The sequence below is a fragment of the Methylomonas sp. EFPC3 genome, assembly GCF_029643245.1.
In the GTDB taxonomy this organism is placed as follows: domain Bacteria; phylum Pseudomonadota; class Gammaproteobacteria; order Methylococcales; family Methylomonadaceae; genus Methylomonas; species Methylomonas koyamae_B.
In genome coordinates, this window is the sequence record NZ_CP116398.1 from 194,743 (window position 1) to 210,252 (window position 15,510).

Consider the following 15,510-nt stretch of genomic DNA (forward strand, 5'->3'; position numbering starts at 1 on the left):
GGAGGCGGAGATGGCTGAAGAATCAGGTTATTTGGAACCTTCCGGCGATCGGGTCGTGGCGATAGTCCAAAATCTGGACCGCGACGTCGAACGCGGCGAGGACACGATCATGTTGGGTTACGGACTCGTATTACTGGCGCCGGCTTTTGCGCCGTTACTGCCGCCCAGCATTCTGTTGCCGTTGATGGCGATTACCTTTGCCGTTTCGGCGAGCGCGGCGCGTTGGCATTTCTATAAGATGGCGCGCAAGTTGAACAATTCGCTGGCCGTGTTGGACAACTCGGAACAGGCCGCGCTGAAACCGATTGCGCAGGTGTTCGAAGAACATCCGCAGCAAACACTGGCCGTGGCCTTCAATCCGTTGAAAAATCTGAAACGCACCTGGAAAAGTATTCTGGGCGGGCTGATGATCAACCCGTTCTGGGGGCCGATTTTCTATATGCTGGGCGTGCAGTTTGTCGAAGACAAGCATTTTTTCGTGCTGAATAAAGCCGTGATCAACGTCGAGCAAAAAATCATGCCGATCGTCCTGCGCGATGAATAGGCGGGATTTAGATTATCGCTATTTTATCAACGTCTTATATTTTGAATCACTGTAAATTTAAGCCGATTTGCCCTTGAGGCGCAACGATATATCCACAGGGTGCCTATTGTACGAAAGTACAGTTATACACAGAAGCTGTGGATAAACTTGTGGTCAAATCGTGGGCAAACCGTCAAAAAGCCCGTCCGCTTTGAAGCGTTTTTAAATTGGCTAAAAATTAGCCAGCGGATTTTTGGCTATCCTTGTCTCCAGTAGAGTATAAGAGCCGTCGGCTCGCACCGAACGGCCGTCCGTAACACACGCATAAGGTCGCGCCATGTCCAAGCAAACTCTGACCATCGACGGCAATCAGGCCGCCGCCAGCATCGCCTACAAACTCAACGAAGTCATCGCCATTTATCCGATCACGCCGTCGTCGCCGATGGGCGAATGGGCCGACGAATGGGCCTCGCGCGGCCAAGCCAATTTGTGGGGCACCGTGCCGCAGGTCGTCGAATTGCAAAGCGAGGCCGGCGCCGCCGGTACCATTCACGGCGCCTTGCAGGCCGGCACCTTGGCGACCACCTTCACCGCGTCGCAAGGCCTGCTGTTGATGCTGCCGAATATGTACAAAATCGCCGGCGAACTCAGTCCGGCCGTGTTCCACATCGCCGCCCGTTCGCTGGCGGCACAAGGCTTGTCGATCTTCGGCGACCATAGCGACGTGATGGCGGCGCGGATGACCGGCTTTGCGATGCTGTGCTCCAATTCGCCGCAGGAAGTGCAGGATCTGGCCTTGGTTACCCATGCGGTATCGCTGCAAAGCCGGGTGCCGTTCATGCATTTTTTCGACGGTTTCCGCACCTCGCACGAAGTCGCCAAAATCGTCGAAGTCGACGACGCTGTGATACGCGGCATGATCGACGATGCCTGGGTTGCCGATCATCGCAGCCGGGCTTTGACGCCGGATAAGCCGGTGCTGCGCGGTACCGCGCAGAACCCGGACGTGTATTTCCAGGGCCGCGAGTCGGTCAATCCGTTTTATGCGGCGTTGCCGGACATGGCTCAGCAGGCGATGGACCGTTTCGCCGGGCTGACCGGTCGCCAATACCGTTTATTCGAATACGTAGGGGCCGCCGATGCCGAGCGGGTGATTGTGTTGATGGGTTCCGGCGCCGAGGCAGTCGAAGAAACCCTGGATTATCTGAATCGGCAGGGTGAGGCGGTCGGCTTGCTCAAAGTCCGGCTGTTCCGGCCGTTCTCGCCGCAACATTTGATCGCGGCCCTGCCGGCGAGTTGCCGAAAAATTGCCGTCTTGGATCGCACCAAGGAACCGGGCGCCGACGGCGAACCGCTGTATAAAGATGTGCTGACGGCCGTGGCCCAAGCCTTCAGCCAGGGCGAAAAGTTTAGCCAGATGCCGCGCGTGGTCGGCGGCCGTTACGGCTTATCGTCCAAGGAATTCACGCCGGGCATGGTCAAGGCCGTTTACGACGAGTTGAAAAGCGAACGGCCGAAGAACCAGTTTACGATCGGTATCCATGACGACGTCAGCCATACCAGTCTGACCTGGGACGCCGCTTACCGCACCGACGCCCACGACCAGACTTTTCAAGCGATGTTTTACGGCCTGGGTAGCGACGGCACGGTCGGCGCCAACAAGAACACGATCAAGATCATCGGCGAAGAAACCGAGTTGTACGCCCAGGGTTATTTCGTCTACGACTCTAAAAAGTCAGGCGCGGTGACGGTGTCGCATCTGCGCTTCGGCCCGCAGCCGATCCGTTCCAGCTATTTGATCGGCGAAAACGACGCCCAATTCATCGGCTGCCACCAGGCGGTGTTTCTGGAACGTTACGACATGCTGGCCAACGCTGCCGCCAATGCCGTATTCCTGTTGAACAGCCCGGCCCCGGCCGACAAAGTTTGGGATACCCTGCCGCGCAAGATGCAGCAACAGATGCTGGACAAAAACATCCGTTTTTACCTGATCGACGGCAACGCGGTGGCGGAGAAATCCGGCATGGGCAAGCGCATCAACACCATCATGCAGACCTGTTTTTTCGCGATTTCCGGGGTGTTGCCGCAAGAACAAGCGATTGCCGCGATCAAACATGCGGTTGAAAAAACCTACGGCAAAAAAGGCCAGCGCATCGTCGACTTGAACTTCAAAGCCATCGACGAAACCCTGGCCGGCCTGCACCAAGTGCCGTTGCCGCCGCAGGCCAGCAGCGCCTTCGACATCATGTCGCGGATTAGCGACAGCGCGCCGGACTTTATCCGCCGGGTCACCGCCGAGATCATCGCCGGCCGCGGCGACGCCTTGCCGGTCAGCGCGATGCCGGCCGACGGTACTTTCCCGACCGGCAGCGCCGCGTTTGAAAAGCGCAATCTGGCGTTGGAAATTCCGGTCTGGGAAACCGATTTATGTACCCAATGCGGCAAGTGCCCGATGGTCTGCCCGCACGCGGCGATCCGCAGCAAAATCGTGCCGAACGAGGCCTTGAGCAATGCGCCGGCCACCTTCAAACATGCGGCGATGCTGGGCAAGGACTTCCCGCCAGGGTTATCGATCAGTTACCAGGTGGCGCCGGAAGATTGCACCGGTTGCGGCTTGTGCGTCGATATTTGCCCGATTCGCGATAAATCCAACGCCAGTCGCAAGGCCTTGAACATGGCGCCGCAAGCGCCGCTGCGCGAACCGGAGAGCCAAAATTGGGATTACTTTCTGTCTTTGCCGGAATACGATCGCCGGCTGCTTAAAACCAATACCATCAAAGGTTCGATGGTGTTGCAGCCTTTGTTCGAATTTTCCGGCGCCTGCGTCGGCTGCGGCGAAACGCCTTACGTCAAACTGGTCTCGCAATTGTTCGGCGACCGGATGGTGGTGGCCAACGCCACCGGTTGCTCATCGATTTACGGCGGTAACCTGCCGACCACGCCGTGGACCAAAAACGCCGAGGGTAAAGGGCCGGCTTGGAGCAATTCCCTGTTCGAAGATAACGCCGAGTTTGGCCTGGGCATGCGGGTGGCGATCGATAAGCAAGCCGAGCACGCCGCCGAGTTGCTGGAGTCGCTACGCGAAACCCTGGGCGGCGAATTGGTCGATGCGATCCTGCAGGCCGACCAATCCGACGAGGCCGGACTTTACGAGCAACGCCAACGCATCGCCGAATTGAAACAGCATTTACCGTCTTTAAGCCAACCCGCCGCCCAGGCCTTGCTGCCGTTGGCCGATTATTTATGCAAGAAAAGCGTCTGGATCATCGGTGGCGACGGCTGGGCTTACGACATCGGCTACGGTGGCCTGGACCACGTGTTGGCCAGCGGCCGCAACGTCAATATCCTGGTGCTGGACACCGAGGTGTATTCCAACACCGGCGGCCAGACTTCCAAATCGACGCCGATGGGTGCAGTGGCCAAGTTCTCGGCCGGCGGTAAGCCGACCGCGAAGAAAGATCTGGCCTTGCTGGCGATGGACTACGGCAACGTTTACGTCGCCCACGTGGCTTATGCCGGCAAGGATACCCAGACGCTGAGCGCCTTCCTGGAAGCCGAAGCCCACAACGGCCCATCCATCATCATCGCTTACTCGCCGTGTATCGCCCATGGCGTGGATTTGTCCAATAACCATCGCCAGCAAAATCTGGCCGTGAAGAGCGGGCACTGGCCGTTGTTCAGGTTCAACCCGGCCAAGATTCAGCAAGGCAAGAATCCGATGCAACTGGATTCGGCGGAACCGTCGATCCCGTACCGCGACTTCGTCATGACCGAAACCCGCTTCAGCATGTTGTGGCAAAGCCATCCCGACCACGCCGAGGCTTTCTTGAAACAGGCCCAGCACGACGTCAAAAACCGCTACCGCTATTACCAACAACTGGCGGCTTTGGAATGGAGCGACGCCACCAGCGTGGCCGCCGCCAAAGCCCAAGTCAAAGCCGATCTGGCCCAGGAGCAGAACAATGGTTGATTTAGCCACCGAATATTTGGGTCTGAAACTGGCGCATCCGCTGGTGCCGTCGGCTTCGCCGTTAAGCAAGGACTTGGACAGCGCCCGCCGGCTGGAAGATGCCGGCGCGGCAGCGATCGTTTTGTCGTCGTTGTTCGAGGAAAAAATCGAAGCCGAGCAGCAGCAGATGGAGCGTTTCCTGTTCGGGCAGGGCATCGGTTACGGTGAGGCGGATTCGTTTCATCCGTTGCCGTCGCAGATCGTCACCTACATGGATCAGTATCTGGATCATCTACAACGCTTGAAAAGCGCGTTGCAAATTCCGGTGATCGCCAGCCTGAACGGCACTTCGGTCGGCGGCTGGATCGAATACGGCAAAGCCTTGCAGGACGCCGGCGCCGATGCGCTGGAGTTGAATATTTACCATCTGGCGGCGGATATTAGCGAAAGCAGCGAGACGGTCGAAAACCGCTATCTGGACATCGTTCGCGAATTGAAGCGCCAGATCAACATCCCGCTGGCCGTGAAACTGTCGCCGCAATTCAGCTCGCCGCTGCATTTCGTGCAGCGTTTGCAGGAGGCCGGCGCCGACGGGGTGGCCTTGTTCAACCGTTTTTACCAGCCGGACATCGATCTGGACACCTTGGAAGTGGTGCCGAAACTGCAATTGTCGACGCCGGCCGAAGCGCTGTTGCGGGTACGCTGGACCGCGCTGATGTACGGCCGGGTGCGATTGTCGCTGGCCGTGACCGGCGGCTTTCACCAGGCCGACGACGTGATCAAGGCCTTGCTGGCCGGCGCAGACGTGGTGCATTTATGCAGCGTGTTGCTGGCGCAGGGCGTCGGCAAGCTGGGCGAGATTCGCAGCGAACTGGCGGATTGGCTGATCGAACACGAATACGAGTCGGTGAGCCAAATGAAGGGTAGCGTCAGCCGGCAACACGCGATCGACCCCAGCGCCTATGAAAGGGCCAACTACATTCACGTGCTGGACAGCTATACGCCGGCGCCGGGCGTATTGCGTTAGATAAACGATGCGGGATTTGGACGAGTTGTTCGCCGGCTTGGCCAAATCCCGGTTTCGCAGCCAGTTTCGCTTGAACGCCAAGGATTTGCAGTATCTGCAAACCAAGGGCATCGCAACCATCTTAAGCCACGCCGACGACTTTATCGGCAAACGTCTGGCCCCAGCCCAGCCGCTCAACGACGGCAAGCAAACGCCTTACCGCGGCCATCCGGTGTTCGTCGCCCAACACGCTACCGCCTGCTGCTGCCGCGGTTGCCTGCAAAAATGGCACTCGATTGCGCAGGGCAGGGAACTGAGTCTTGAGGAACTTAGCTACATCCGGTCCGTGTTGGAACGCTGGTTGCGCGCGCTGTTATGAAGCTGCCAACTCTCAAGGATTCGGCTAGCGGCTGTAAAGTTGGTCGACCAAGTCTTTAAACCACGCCGGCCGCAACAGCATCACGTACAAAATCGTCAGTTCCAGAATCGGCAGCGGGATGATGTGCAACACGATCAAAATCAGCAAGACCAAGCAGCAAACCAGTAATTTCGGGAAGAAGGGGACTGTATTCATCATGATCTCCTCGCAAATCGGGATTATCGGTTGAAGCTTTCTCCTTTGAGCCAAGGGGCTAATGCCATTTAAACACCAATACGGTGATATCGTCGGCGAATTTTTCGGTGCCGCAGAATCGGCGCAAACACCCGAATAACCCATCGATTATTGCTTGCGGCGGCAAATCGGCGTTGGCGGCAATTTCGGATTTGACCCGATCCAGGCCGAAAAAGCCTAATTCGGCGTTTTCCGCTTCGATCAGGCCGTCGGTATAGAGCACTATCAAATCGCCCTCGGTCAACTCGACGCTTTTTCGTTCGAAGCAAACATCCTGGCGCAAGCCGACGATCAGGCCGTCGGCATCCAGTTCGGCGAACTCCCGGCTATGGCGGTTGAACAGCAACGGCGGCGGGTGGCCGGCATTGGCGAAATGCAATTGCCGGCGTTCCGGATCGACTTGCAGATAGAACAAGGTCAGGAAGTAGTCGGCCCGATTCAGGTCGTTGAATAAAAACCGGTTCAGCGCCGACAGTACCGCTTCCGGCCCGGCCTCGGTACTGCTTTTCATCCGGATCGCGCTGCGGGTTTCGACCATGAACAGGGCCGGACCGATCGAATGGCCGGAGACGTCGGCGATGACGATGTCCAGCCGCCCGCCGTCGCGGTAAAAATAATCGAAATAGTCGCCGCCGACCTTATCCGCCGGCAGGCAAACTCCGGTGATCTCGAACTCGCCGGTTTTCAACGGCGCAGCCGGCGACAAACCGGCCTGGATTTGCTGGGCGATCTTCAGCTCGTTTTGCGCCACCGCCAATTCCACTTGGGCCTGGCGAATTTGCCGTTCCGCCGCCTTGCGGCCGGAGATGTCGTGGATGAAGCCGCTGAAAATGTAGCTGTCGCCCAGTTTCAATGGTGCCACGCTGATTTCGACCGGAAACTCGCTGCCGTCGCGCCTGAGCGCGATTTGCTCGGTTTGCCGGTTCAAGATCGTGCCGTCACCGGTTTCCAGAAACCGGCGCATGCCGTTGCGGTGTGCGGCGCGAAACCGGGGCGGGATGATCAAATCTTCCAGGCGGCGGCCGATGGCCGATTCCGCCGGCCAGCCGAACATCTGCTCGGCGCGCCGGTTCCAATCGGTGACGGTGCCGTCGGCATCCATGATGACGATGGCATTGATCGAACTTTCGATGATCAGCCGCGTACGCTTTTCCGACTCGATCAAGGCATTCTGATATTGCATCCGGGCGGTAATGTCCCTATCCACCCCGCGCCACTTTACCAGGGTGCCGGAATCATCCATTAACGGCAAACCGGTCGATTCGGTGATCACCGGATGGCCGTCCCGATGCCGGTAATGGTTGACCAGGGCATGAAACGACTGCTGGCTGGACGACAGGTCGACATGGGCTTGCTGGTCTTGCGCGGTCAGCAGTTCGGTGTAATGTTTACCGATGATTTGCGTCGGCGTCAGCCCCAGGATTTGTTCCACTGCGATGCTGCTGTACAGGTAGTAACCCTTGGGGTCCTGTTCCCACAGCCATTCCCCGGATAAATCGGCCATTTGCCGGAAACGCTGTTCGCTTTCGGCCAGTGCCGATTCCACGGCTTTGCGGCCGGTAATGTCCTCGGCAACCGCCAGATAGTGGGTGGTGTTGCCGAGGCTGTCCTTGATCGCGCTGATGCTTTCCGCGACCCAGTATTCGCGGCCGGTCTGGTGCCGGTTGCAAATTTCGCCTTGCCATTCGCCGCTGACCGTCAATTGCCGCCACAGGTCTTGATAATCCTGGGTCGACATTTTTCCGGATTGCAGCAAACTGGGAGTTTGCCCTAACAATTCGGCTTCGGCATATCCGCTCAGCAGCGAGAAGCGGGGGTTGACGTAGACGATGCGGCCGCTGGCGTCGGTCACCATCATCGCACTCGCGCTTTGTTCGATGACTCGGCGCATGACCAAAAAATCGTTGGCCGGATCGATGGCTTGGATCAATAACAAGGCTTTGCCAAAGTCAGACCGGAGGCTCGGTAGCGTACTGACCGTGACCAAGGCCGGAAAGCTGTGGTATCTGGCCAGAAGTTCCGCTTCGAAACATTCGGCGGATTCCCGGTCGCCGGCCCGCGCCAGCGCCGCCCGGCACAGCTTTAGGCTGGCTGGCGCCAAGATCCGCTCCAACGCCAATCCCGATAACTCGTGCGTGCCGTAACCGAGCAGCGCGGCGGCGGCTCGATTGGCGCCGTCGATTACCGGACTTGTCGTTTCGCCGTTGCCGGTCGCGTAGCCGACCAGCAACAGATTGAAGGCCAGACTATCGATCAGTTGGCGCATGGTTCGGCTCGGCGCGGTCGGCCTCAGACCCGGCTATGCAGATGCGCTGCCAGCCGCTGCATCGCGGCCGAGGCGTCGGCCGGGTCAAGACGAACGTCGATGATGCTGGGCGAGCTGCGGTTGGCCAGTGCCGCCGTGAGCGCGGCTTCGAACGCTGCCTCCGTGCCGGCGGCGTATCCTTGCAGCGGGCCGAAGACTTCGCCGAGCCGGTCGAAGCGCCAATCGCCGATGTCGTTAAACGGGCCTTCCAGGATGAAGCGTTCGGTACTGTAACCGCGGTTGTTGAAGACGACCACAATCGGGTCCAGGCCCAGACGGGCAAAGGTCGCCAGTTCGGTGCCTGTCATCTGGAAGGCGCCGTCGCCGACCAGAATCAGCGCCCGCCGGTCGCGGCGGGCGATTTGGGCGCCCAGTGCCGCCGGCACGGCAAAGCCCATGCTGGTGTAAAACGCCGACGACAAAAATTCCGACTGTTCGTGCACTTGCAGATCGATCGTCGCAAACAGGCAGTCGCCGACGTCGCAGACCACGATGAACTCGGGGCCTAGAGCTTGATTCAAGCGGCCGACCAGGCGCGCGGTGGTGATGGCGCGATCCGGCAACGGAAAATCCGCTGCGGTCACAGTACCCGGCGCGGCAACGAATTTTTCCGGGCGCATCGGTACCGATTTAGCCAGTGCGTGCAGGAAATCCTTCAGCAATACCCGCGGGTAACGGTGCGAGCTGATCACCACTTCGTCCTGCGCCGCCCTGACCATGCGCTGCGGGTCGAGTTTGGCCGTATAAATGCCGGTATCGACGTCGTTCAACGTCACGCCCAGCATCAGCAACAAATCGGCCTGCTCGACCAGATAGCGGGTGTATTCGGCGCTCATGGTGCCTTCGTAAATACCGAGATAGGCCGGGTGCCGTTCGGCGATCACCGACTTGCCGGTCAGCGTGGCCGCGACCGGCAGGCCGGAGCGGTTAACCAAGTCGACCAGTACCCCTTGCAAGCCGCGGCGATGGATCTCCACTCCGGCAACGATGATCGGCGAGCGCGATTTTTCGCCCAGTTCCATGGTTTCCGCCACCGCTTCGGCCAATGCGGTTTCGTCGCTGCCGCAAACTTCCGGCGCCGGGCCCGGCATCGAGTAACCCGCCACTCTGACCCGGTCGCGCGGGATTTCGATGTACACCGGTTTGGAATAATGGCGCGCCGCGGCCAGCGCCTGGTCGATCTGGCGACAGGCGATCACCGGATCGTTCAGGACCACACTGGCGCAGGTGATGCGCTCGAAGATTTCGCGTTGAAAGGTAAACGGCCCGAAACGGTGATGCAGCAAGGGATCGTTGCGCTGCTCGTCCACGCCGGGCGCGCCGCTGATCACCACCACCGGCGACGATTCGGCGTAGGCACCGGCCACGGCATTGACCGTGTTCAACGCGCCGACGCCGTAAGTCACCGCCACGGCGCCCAGGCCGGAACAACGGGCGTAACCGTCGGCGGCAAAGGCCGCGGTGTCCTCGCGGGTGGTGCCGATATGGCGGATCGGGCTATGCACCATCTGGTCGTAGAAGCCGAGGATGTAATCGCCCGGTACGCCGAAAATCTCCCTAACGCCCAAGGCGTAGAGCCGGTCGAGCAAGTATTGGCCGATACTTTCGGCATTTTGCGTGTTCATCGTCACCTCCCGGAAAGCTACGGCTGTTAGTGTTCCGCGCCGGAAAGAAAAAACCAGCGCGAAGGTTGAACGTAAGACTGGATTGGGTATCGAAGTTTCCGCAGCACGCCGGTTTTGTCCGATTGCTGCTAGACTGCGGCCGAACAACCGCCGCCAATGTTTCTGCCCAACTTGCTTCTATGAAACTCGAACTCGAAAAAAATCACGGCTTAAGCGTAGTCACTATTCGGGAACCGCGGGTCGATGCCCACAATTCCGCCGAATTGAAGGACTATCTGGCGCAATTGATCGAGAGCGGCGAAAACCGGATTCTGGTGCGATTGGCCGACGTCCGCTTCATCGACAGTTCCGGGCTGGGCGCGCTGTTGTCGGCCTATAAAAGAACCGCCGCCGACGCCGGCCAGTTTGCGCTGAGCAACGTCCAGCCGCAGGTGCTGTCCATGTTCGAGATCACCCGGCTGAACCGCGTGTTCGAGATTTATGCCGATGCCGCGGATATGCTGCCGAGTTAGCCGACGAGTTTGCCCATGTCTCCCACCGCCATCCAAGTCGATGTCATCATCCCGACCCACACCAAATATCTGGATCTGGTTGGCAGCATCGGCGAGCGCGTCGTCAGGGAGTTGGATGGCTTTGCCGGCGACCGGGAAGCCCTGGCCTACCAATTGAACCTGGTGCTGACCGAAGCGGCGGCGAACGTGATCAAGCACGCCCACGACGCCGCCAGCAAGGATACGGTGCGGGTCACGATCCAGCTTTTGGACGAGACGTTGACCATCAAAGTCTACGACCACGGCCAGGGTTTTGATTTGGAGACCGTGCCCAGCCCCGATTTTGCCGCCGCGCCGGAAAGCGGCATGGGCTTGTTTCTGATCCGGTCGATGATGGATAAGGTCAGTTATACCCGCCAAGCCGATTGCAACGTGCTGGAGCTGGTCAAATATTTGAAATGAGCCGGCGCCGTGGCATCCTGGAGCCATCAAGCCGACCCGCTTTTGCCTGCACCGTAGTCTGCGGAATCGGGTAGCCGGCTGCCACCTCAAAACATAGGGCATCGATCATGCAGCATCAGGACCCTTCTTGGAACGAACAACTTCTCGCCGCCTTGCAGCAGGCGCTCGACGCCGAGCACGCCGCGGCGCTGTGGCGAAACCTCGCTTCTGCCTTGCCTTTCGACTATCAGGCGCTAATTACGCCGCAGCAAGCCGTACGCGATCTGCTCAACCTGGAGCGAATGTCCGGGCCAACGGTGCCATCGGCCGAATTGTTGGAACCGGCCGGCGCTACCGACGCTTACCGCCTGCATTTTTACGGTACCCGGCAACGCTATCTGGACGAGTTCATTCCGGTGCTGGAGAACCTGAATTTGCGGGTTTTGGACCAAGTCCAGTTCGGGTTGAGCCTGGAGCGGCAAACGGTTTATCTGAAAAGTTTCAGTGTCGAACCCGCGGCGGCCGATTGCCCGCCTTTGGACCGGATCAAACCGCAGCTGCTGGCCACGATCCAGGCCGTGATGGCGGGCTGGGTCGAAAACGACGGCTTGAACCGCTTGGTGGCCTTGACCGGGATGGATTGGCGCGATTGCGACGTGTTGCGGACTTACCGCAATTATTTTCTGCAGTTGCACAACTGGACCAGCAAAGCCACCATCCAGCAGGCGCTGGCTGCCAATCCCGCCGCCGCGCGCGGGCTGTTCGATTATTTTGAAGCCCGGTTTCGCCCCGATCCGGAATGGCAGGATTACGCCGTCAGGGACGAGCAGGTGTTGTTTCCGTTGCGCATGCAACTGTTGCAAACCATGGCGGCGGTGGCGAATATCCAGCACGATCGGATTTTGCGCGGCCTGTTCAATTTGATCGACGCCACGGTACGCAGCAATTTCCACCTGCGGCGCGAGGCTGCCGAGCATTTTATTGCGATCAAACTCAACAGCCTGGGCGTGATCGACATGCCGGCGCCGCGGCCGCAATACGAGATTTACGTCCACGCCGCGGATATGGAAGGCATCCATTTACGCGGCGGCCGGGTATCGCGCGGCGGCATCCGCTGGTCGGACCGGATCGACGATTTCCGTACCGAAATCCTGGATCTGATGCAGACTCAAATCAGCAAGAATGCCTTGATCATCCCGACCGGCGCCAAAGGCGGTTTCGTGGTCAAACCGGGCGGCTCGAACCAGGACTTCAGGCAGGCCGGGCCGCAGGCCTACCGTCGCCTGATCCGCGGCATGCTGGATTTGACCGACAACCTGCAAGACGGCGTCGTAGTCGCGCCGCCGCAGTTGGTGGTGCACGACGACCCCGACCCTTATCTGGTGGTGGCGGCCGACAAAGGCACGGCCAAATTTTCCGACATCGCCAATGCCGTTGCGGCCGAGTACCGGTTCTGGCTGGGCGACGCCTTTGCCAGCGGCGGCTCGCATGGTTACGACCACAAGGCCTTGGGCATCACCGCCCGCGGCGCCTGGGAATGCGTCAAACGCCATTTCCGGGAAATGGGCAAGGATATTCAAACCGAGACTTTCAGCGTGGTCGGCATCGGTAGTATGGACGGCGACGTGTTCGGCAACGGCATGCTGCTGTCGCCCTGCATTCGCTTGCAAGCCGCGTTCAGCGGCCAGCATATCTTTATCGATCCGAACCCGCCGGCCGGCGCTGCCGCGTTCAACGAGCGCAAACGCTTGTTCGAATTGCCCGGTTCCAGTTGGCAGGATTACGACCGAAATTTGATCTCGGCCGGCGGCGGGGTCTATAGCCGTAGCGATAAGGACATTCCGGTGTCGCCGGAACTGAAGAACTGGCTCGGCATCCGCTACCGCAGCATAGACGGCGAAGCCTTGATCCAGTACCTGCTAAAGGCGCCGGTGGAATTGCTGTGGCTGGGCGGGATCGGCACCTACGTTAAAGCCGGTGCGGAACGGCACGCCGATGTCGGCGACCGCGGCAACGACAACGTCCGCATCGACGCCGGCGAATTGCGGGCGCTGGTGGTGGGCGAGGGCGCCAACCTGGGTTTTACCCAGGCCGCCAGAATCGAGTACGCCTTGCGCGGCGGCCGGATCAACACGGACGCGGTGGACAATTCCGCCGGGGTCGATACCTCCGACCACGAGGTCAATCTGAAAATATTGCTCGCCGGCCTGCACAAGCAAAGCCTGGTTGAGGATTGCCAAAGCTTGTTCGAAAGTCTGACCGACGCAGTATGCGCCGCGGTATTGCAGGACAACATCGCCCAAAGCCAGTGTCTGTCGCTGGACCAAATTCGTTGCCAGGCCGATCCGGGCTTGTTCATCCAGGTCGCTGAGCGGCTGGAGGCGGCCGGTTTTCTGGATCGTGGCGTCGAATCGTTTCCGGAGACCAAGGATATTCTGAGTCGGCCGGGGCAGATCCTGACCCGCCCGGAATTGGCCGTGTTGATGGCCGCCGCGAAAATGTTTCTGGCGCGGCAATTGGAGAAAGCGCGCGCCCACCTGGATGCGCCTTGCTACCAGCCTTACCTGGAGGCCTATTTTCCCGCGCCGCTGCGCGAGCGCTTCGGCGCCCAGCTGGCCGAGCATCCGTTGGCGGCCGAGATCAAGGCCACCGTGATCGCCAACCGGATCGTCAACCAGGCAGGCAGCAGCTTTCTGGCGCTCGACGACGGTGAGAACGGCAGCATATTGGCGGTAGTCGACGCCTATCTGGCTTTCGATCAGGCGTTGGCCAGCGAAGCATTGCGGACGCGGATTGCGGCAGCCGGGCCGGAGCTGGCAAACGCTAGCCGCTATGGTGCCTTGCTGAAACTGGAACAGGCTTTATCCGGCTTGTGCGTCTGGGCTGCGGCCCGGCAGACGGCGGTCGTAGCCGACGCCGACACGGTCGCCCTGTATCAAACGTTGCTGGCAGACTACCGCCGCTACCGCCTTGCCGACTATCCCGTTCCGGATGCCAGCGAGTATGCGCAAGCCGGAATGGCGGACGCTTTGGCGGCTGAGATGGTTTTTATCGAAAGCCTGCCCGACTTTTTGTGGCTGGCGGCGCTGGTCAGCGAATCGGGGCGCGATTTCGCCAGTGTCGACCGCTTGCTGCAATCCGTCGACCAAACCTTGGCTATTCGCCCGCTGGCGCAGCAATTGGCGCAGATTCCGCAACGCGATTTTTGGGTCAGGAGCGTTTGCGCCGCATTGCAGGCGGATTTGCGCCGTTTCGCCGGCGAATGGGTCAAGCAAATGCTGGCCCACGGTTGCAGTTCCTGCGCCGAATATATCGAACAGAAACAATTGCGGGCCGGCCTGAACCGCTACCGCAAAATTCAGGCGGAAAGCCGGAAATTGACGTCGTTGAATTTGTTGAGTTACGTCGCGCTGGTGCGCGCTTTGGGCGGGGTGTTGCCGGAGTAAGGCAATCCGCCAAAACCCTATTCAACCGCAAGATCAAGCAGGGCGGATATATCGAAAGTCATCCATGGTGGATTGCTTCGCAAATCCACCTTGCGGCAACCTTTTATCCGCAGTACGGCCGTTGTTCTTTTGTTCATCCTATTGCTTCACCGTTAGCAATTCTTGGGGGTGACTAAAAAGCGAAAGAATTTCTTCGCTTTTATCAAAAAGCCTAAGAGGGTGGCTCATTGAAACTGTAAAGTTTGTTATTATGATCATGCCATGTTCTGGATATGGTTCTCCGCGAAACTTTAGGTTCTTACGGTTTGGCATATTCTCACTTGTAATTAGACAAAAAACATCTTTTGCCCGAAGCTCAATATTCTTTGTCCCGTAGATTGAGAAGTCTATTTGTCGCTCATCTCCAGAGTTATCAAATGATCTTATAGTATATGTGCCAATAGTAAAGTATGAGGGGTAAGGGTGGTATATTTTGGTGGTCTTGAATCTTTTTGCTTTAACTGCTCCAAAATACGCCTTAAAGGATTTTTTGCAAACTGGACATTTTATCTGGCAAATCGAATAAATTGGCCATTTGAAAAGAATTTTTTCTTCGCACCAAAAGCAATTCATGGAATGGAGTCCAGGATTGCTATCTGTGCCGACTATATTAAGTATCTCAGATCTTGGAATGTCGCCACTGTATTTAGTTAGAACATCTTGCAGTTTTAAAATTAGACTGGCTTTGGTCATATTGTTATTTTAGTCCCTTGGCAAAGAGTTTTTGTCTATAGGTTTTTATTTGGGCATCGATGCTGTCATCGATAGACTTAAAATAATTTACGTCGATTTGTTATTAAGGAACTTCTGATTAATTTGCTGTCGTGATTTTATATGTAAATTAAATCTAAGACTTGTGATTGTTGTTTTCTTGAAAAGGGCTGTAGGCTGGGTGGAGCGGCAGCGATACCCAGCTTTAACGGCTTTTAGCTGGGTTTCATTGTCATTCAACCCAGCCTACGTCCACGAATGGAGATTCAGTTTATTATCCATTAGCGGTAATTGGAAAGTTCAGCCAACTGTCGCTTATGGGGTGTAACAAAACAATCACGCCTTATCCTACCAAGCGGCG

Annotated in this window: 11 protein-coding genes; 7 read left to right on the plus strand and 4 right to left on the minus strand. The window is 58.2% G+C overall.

The genetic code is table 11. The annotated features are described in order from the left end of the window. The first annotated feature begins 10 nt into the window (after positions 1 to 10). From PL263_RS00895 to PL263_RS00910, 4 genes are all read left to right on the plus strand, one after another. On the plus strand, positions 11 to 544 hold the full coding sequence (locus tag PL263_RS00895) for a hypothetical protein (RefSeq protein WP_278211256.1): 534 nt from the start codon (positions 11 to 13) through the stop codon (positions 542 to 544). Positions 545 to 860: 316 nt separating this feature from the next. Then, complete coding sequence (gene nifJ, locus PL263_RS00900; RefSeq protein WP_278211257.1) at positions 861 to 4,493, plus strand: pyruvate:ferredoxin (flavodoxin) oxidoreductase; 3,633 nt, start codon at positions 861 to 863, stop codon at positions 4,491 to 4,493. Continuing rightward, the gene (locus PL263_RS00905) at positions 4,486 to 5,499 is read left to right on the plus strand and encodes a dihydroorotate dehydrogenase-like protein (RefSeq protein WP_278211258.1); all 1,014 of its coding nucleotides are present in this window, start codon (positions 4,486 to 4,488) and stop codon (positions 5,497 to 5,499) included. Before nifJ ends, PL263_RS00905 begins: the two co-directional genes overlap by 8 nt. 7 nt (positions 5,500 to 5,506) lie before the next feature. Further along, on the plus strand, positions 5,507 to 5,857 hold the full coding sequence (locus PL263_RS00910; RefSeq protein ID WP_278211259.1) for a DUF4186 domain-containing protein: 351 nt from the start codon (positions 5,507 to 5,509) through the stop codon (positions 5,855 to 5,857). A 24-nt stretch (positions 5,858 to 5,881) separates the two neighbouring features. Here the strand turns inward: PL263_RS00910 and PL263_RS00915 are convergent, their stop codons facing one another. From PL263_RS00915 to PL263_RS00925, 3 genes are read right to left on the minus strand one after another with little or no spacing between them, the layout of a single operon-like run. Further along, complete coding sequence (locus PL263_RS00915; RefSeq protein WP_278211260.1) at positions 5,882 to 6,055, minus strand: hypothetical protein; 174 nt, start codon at positions 6,053 to 6,055, stop codon at positions 5,882 to 5,884. Between the two features lie 55 nt (positions 6,056 to 6,110). Further along, a complete protein-coding gene (locus tag PL263_RS00920; protein ID WP_278211261.1) occupies positions 6,111 to 8,357 on the minus strand; it encodes a PAS domain S-box protein in 2,247 nt (748 codons plus the stop codon). A 23-nt stretch (positions 8,358 to 8,380) separates the two neighbouring features. Beyond that, positions 8,381 to 10,021, minus strand: a complete 1,641-nt coding sequence (locus tag PL263_RS00925) for a thiamine pyrophosphate-binding protein (protein WP_278211262.1) — start codon at positions 10,019 to 10,021, stop codon at positions 8,381 to 8,383. 179 nt (positions 10,022 to 10,200) lie between these two features. Between PL263_RS00925 and PL263_RS00930 the strand changes: the two genes are divergently transcribed. The 3 genes from PL263_RS00930 (at position 10,201) to PL263_RS00940 (ending at position 14,399) form a co-directional block, all read left to right on the plus strand. After that, positions 10,201 to 10,533 carry an STAS domain-containing protein gene (locus PL263_RS00930; RefSeq protein WP_140911161.1) on the plus strand — a complete coding sequence of 111 codons (333 nt, stop codon included), beginning with the start codon at positions 10,201 to 10,203 and terminating at the stop codon, positions 10,531 to 10,533. 15 nt (positions 10,534 to 10,548) lie between these two features. Beyond that, complete coding sequence (locus tag PL263_RS00935; RefSeq protein ID WP_278211263.1) at positions 10,549 to 10,974, plus strand: ATP-binding protein; 426 nt, start codon at positions 10,549 to 10,551, stop codon at positions 10,972 to 10,974. Between the two features lie 107 nt (positions 10,975 to 11,081). Beyond that, entirely contained in the window at positions 11,082 to 14,399 is a 3,318-nt protein-coding gene (locus PL263_RS00940; RefSeq protein ID WP_278211264.1) for an NAD-glutamate dehydrogenase domain-containing protein, read from the plus strand. A gap of 138 nt (positions 14,400 to 14,537) precedes the next feature. Here PL263_RS00940 and PL263_RS00945 read toward each other — a convergent pair whose 3' ends face one another. After that, entirely contained in the window at positions 14,538 to 15,131 is a 594-nt protein-coding gene (locus PL263_RS00945; RefSeq protein ID WP_278211265.1) for a hypothetical protein, read from the minus strand. Between the last annotated feature and the right edge of the window lie 379 nt (positions 15,132 to 15,510).

What these genes read in the sequence shown, in the direction of transcription:
- PL263_RS00895 (WP_278211256.1), top strand. Translation starts at nt 11, where the DNA reads ATGGCTGAAGAATCAGGTTATTTGGAACCTTCCGGCGATCGGGTCGTG.
- nifJ (WP_278211257.1), top strand. Translation starts at nt 861, where the DNA reads ATGTCCAAGCAAACTCTGACCATCGACGGCAATCAGGCCGCCGCCAGC.
- PL263_RS00905 (WP_278211258.1), top strand. Translation starts at nt 4,486, where the DNA reads ATGGTTGATTTAGCCACCGAATATTTGGGTCTGAAACTGGCGCATCCG.
- PL263_RS00910 (WP_278211259.1), top strand. Translation starts at nt 5,507, where the DNA reads ATGCGGGATTTGGACGAGTTGTTCGCCGGCTTGGCCAAATCCCGGTTT.
- PL263_RS00915 (WP_278211260.1), bottom strand. Translation starts at nt 6,055, where the DNA reads ATGATGAATACAGTCCCCTTCTTCCCGAAATTACTGGTTTGCTGCTTG.
- PL263_RS00920 (WP_278211261.1), bottom strand. Translation starts at nt 8,357, where the DNA reads ATGCGCCAACTGATCGATAGTCTGGCCTTCAATCTGTTGCTGGTCGGC.
- PL263_RS00925 (WP_278211262.1), bottom strand. Translation starts at nt 10,021, where the DNA reads ATGAACACGCAAAATGCCGAAAGTATCGGCCAATACTTGCTCGACCGG.
- PL263_RS00930 (WP_140911161.1), top strand. Translation starts at nt 10,201, where the DNA reads ATGAAACTCGAACTCGAAAAAAATCACGGCTTAAGCGTAGTCACTATT.
- PL263_RS00935 (WP_278211263.1), top strand. Translation starts at nt 10,549, where the DNA reads ATGTCTCCCACCGCCATCCAAGTCGATGTCATCATCCCGACCCACACC.
- PL263_RS00940 (WP_278211264.1), top strand. Translation starts at nt 11,082, where the DNA reads ATGCAGCATCAGGACCCTTCTTGGAACGAACAACTTCTCGCCGCCTTG.
- PL263_RS00945 (WP_278211265.1), bottom strand. Translation starts at nt 15,131, where the DNA reads ATGACCAAAGCCAGTCTAATTTTAAAACTGCAAGATGTTCTAACTAAA.